The organism is Mesorhizobium sp. M7D.F.Ca.US.004.03.1.1 (genome assembly GCF_003998635.1).
Classification (GTDB): domain Bacteria; phylum Pseudomonadota; class Alphaproteobacteria; order Rhizobiales; family Rhizobiaceae; genus Mesorhizobium; species Mesorhizobium loti.
On record NZ_RZQG01001049.1, the window covers coordinates 1 to 1,915 of the forward strand.

3 protein-coding genes are annotated in these 1,915 nt (G+C 63.1%); all 3 read right to left on the bottom strand.

Annotated features, from left to right (window positions below; all coding sequences use genetic code 11):
• Positions 1–477 (bottom strand): peptide-methionine (R)-S-oxide reductase MsrB (gene msrB, locus EN935_RS33675; RefSeq protein ID WP_127374106.1); only part of this gene is annotated, 477 nt, incomplete at its 3' end.
• A 210-nt stretch (positions 478–687) separates the two neighbouring features.
• Positions 688–1,245 carry a fasciclin domain-containing protein gene (locus tag EN935_RS33680; RefSeq protein ID WP_013528492.1) on the bottom strand — a complete coding sequence of 186 codons (558 nt, stop codon included), beginning with the start codon at positions 1,243–1,245 and terminating at the stop codon, positions 688–690.
• Positions 1,246–1,471: 226 nt separating this feature from the next.
• Positions 1,472–1,915: anti-sigma factor (locus EN935_RS33685; RefSeq protein WP_206534633.1), on the bottom strand; the 444-nt coding region annotated here is incomplete at its 5' end.

The following is a 1,915-nucleotide window of genomic DNA, read 5'->3' on the forward strand; positions in this document are numbered from 1 at the left end:
CGCCACACCGTTGATGCAATGGCGCAGGCCGGTCGGCGCCGGGCCGTCGTCGAAGACGTGGCCAAGATGACCGCCGCAACGGCGGCAATGCACTTCGGTGCGGGTCATGCCGAGCGACCTGTCCACGGTCTTGCCGATGCCATTGGCGACCTCCTGCCAGAAGCTCGGCCAGCCGGTGCCGGAATCGAATTTCGTCTCCGACGGGTAGACCGGCAGGTCGCAGCCGGCACAAGCGAAGATGCCCTTGCGGTGTTCGTTGAGCAGCGGGCTGGTGCCGGGGTATTCCGTGCCTTCCTTGCGCAGCACGTCGAACGCGGCCGGTGACAGGATGGCTTTCCACTCGGCGTCGGTCTTGGTGACCTCGAACTTTTCGGCCGCCTGCGCGGCCTGCGGGTTGCTCATGCGCAGCATCGTTGCCGCGGCGCCGACGACGCCGATGGCGGCGGCACCGCTCAAAAGAAAGTCGCGACGGTTCATGACCAATTCCTCCTGATGTCCTTTTGCCAAACTATACCGCCGCGCGGAAATCAAAAGCCGGTGACGGTGGCCCTCGAACGAACACTCCGCGCCGTCCCACATCTGAACGTGGACGACGCGGAGTGCGCGGGTCAATTGCGGATCACGGGAGCGGGATCATGCAATCGACTGAGGGTCCTTGCTGCCAGTTCGCCGGCAGCAAGTCCCTTGTTACATCTTGGGCAAAAGAACCTTGTCGATGACGTGGATAACGCCGTTGGACTGCTCGACATCGGCAATCGTCACATTGGCGACATTGCCGTTCTCGTCGGTGACGGTGACCTTGCCGCCGTCGGCCTTGAGCGACAATTCGCAGCCGCCGACCGTCTTGACCTTGTGGGTGCCGCCATCAGCCTTGGCCATCGCGGCCACGTCCGCCCCCATCGCCTTGGCGCCGATGACATGGCAGGTCAGGATCTTGGTGAGCTTGTCCTTGTTCTCGGGCTTGAGCAGCGTCTCGACCGTGCCGGCCGGAAGCGCCGCGAAAGCCTCGTTGGTCGGCGCGAACACGGTGAACGGGCCTGCGCCCTGCAGCGTTTCGACCAGGCCGGCAGCCTTGACCGCGGCGACCAGCGTCGTGTGGTCCTTCGAGTTGACGGCGTTCTCGACGATGTTCTTGTTGGCATACATGGCGGCGCCGCCAACCATCGGGTTTTCGGCATAGGCAGCGGTGGCAAGGGCGGAAACGGCGATCGTACCGGCGAGCAAAAGGGTGGCGTATCTACGCATGATGTCAAACTCCTCGGGTTTTTCTCTTCCCATCTTTGGGGACGCGAGGAGATACGGAACAAAAATGCGCGAGTTTCAGAAATATTTTGATTTCTTATTTTATTCGGTATGCCGGAGAGATTTTACGGCGCAGCCGCTTGCCGGCTAACATGCTTCCCATAGGCATGTGATTCGGTAGATAGACTTCAGCTAGTCTATTTTTGGTCCTGCTGGCGGCAAGAGCCGGTCAGATGCTCTTCAGATCGCCCGCTGCGACCACCGGTCCGGTCGGCTGGCCGGTCGGCGAACCGCCTGCCGGCTCGAGGCTGACGGCAAGCACCGCGCCCTGGGCGAGCTTCTGCTGGGCCGCCGGCGAGACGACGATATGCGCCGTGGCACCGGCCGGAATGACGCCCATCGAGACTGGCGGGTTCTTGCCCTCGATCATCCACAGTTCGAAGTCCTTGCCTGCGGCACGCTCACCGGAGACGTGCGACAGGCCGACTTCGTGATGCACGGCGTCATAGACGGCGAGATATTTGACATCGGTGCCCTCGGCGGCGAGCGAGGCGACGAGGCGCGCCTGCGGCTGCTCGACCGGCGGGTTGAGGATGGGCACGGCGATGTAGATGGCGAGTGCTGCAACCGCCGCCGCGGCAAGGCCACGCCAGAAGGCCAGGCTGGACCATAG

Excerpts from the sequence above, each read along its gene's own strand:
- EN935_RS33680 (WP_013528492.1), bottom strand. The coding sequence starts at position 1,245 with ATGCGTAGATACGCCACCCTTTTGCTCGCCGGTACGATCGCCGTTTCC.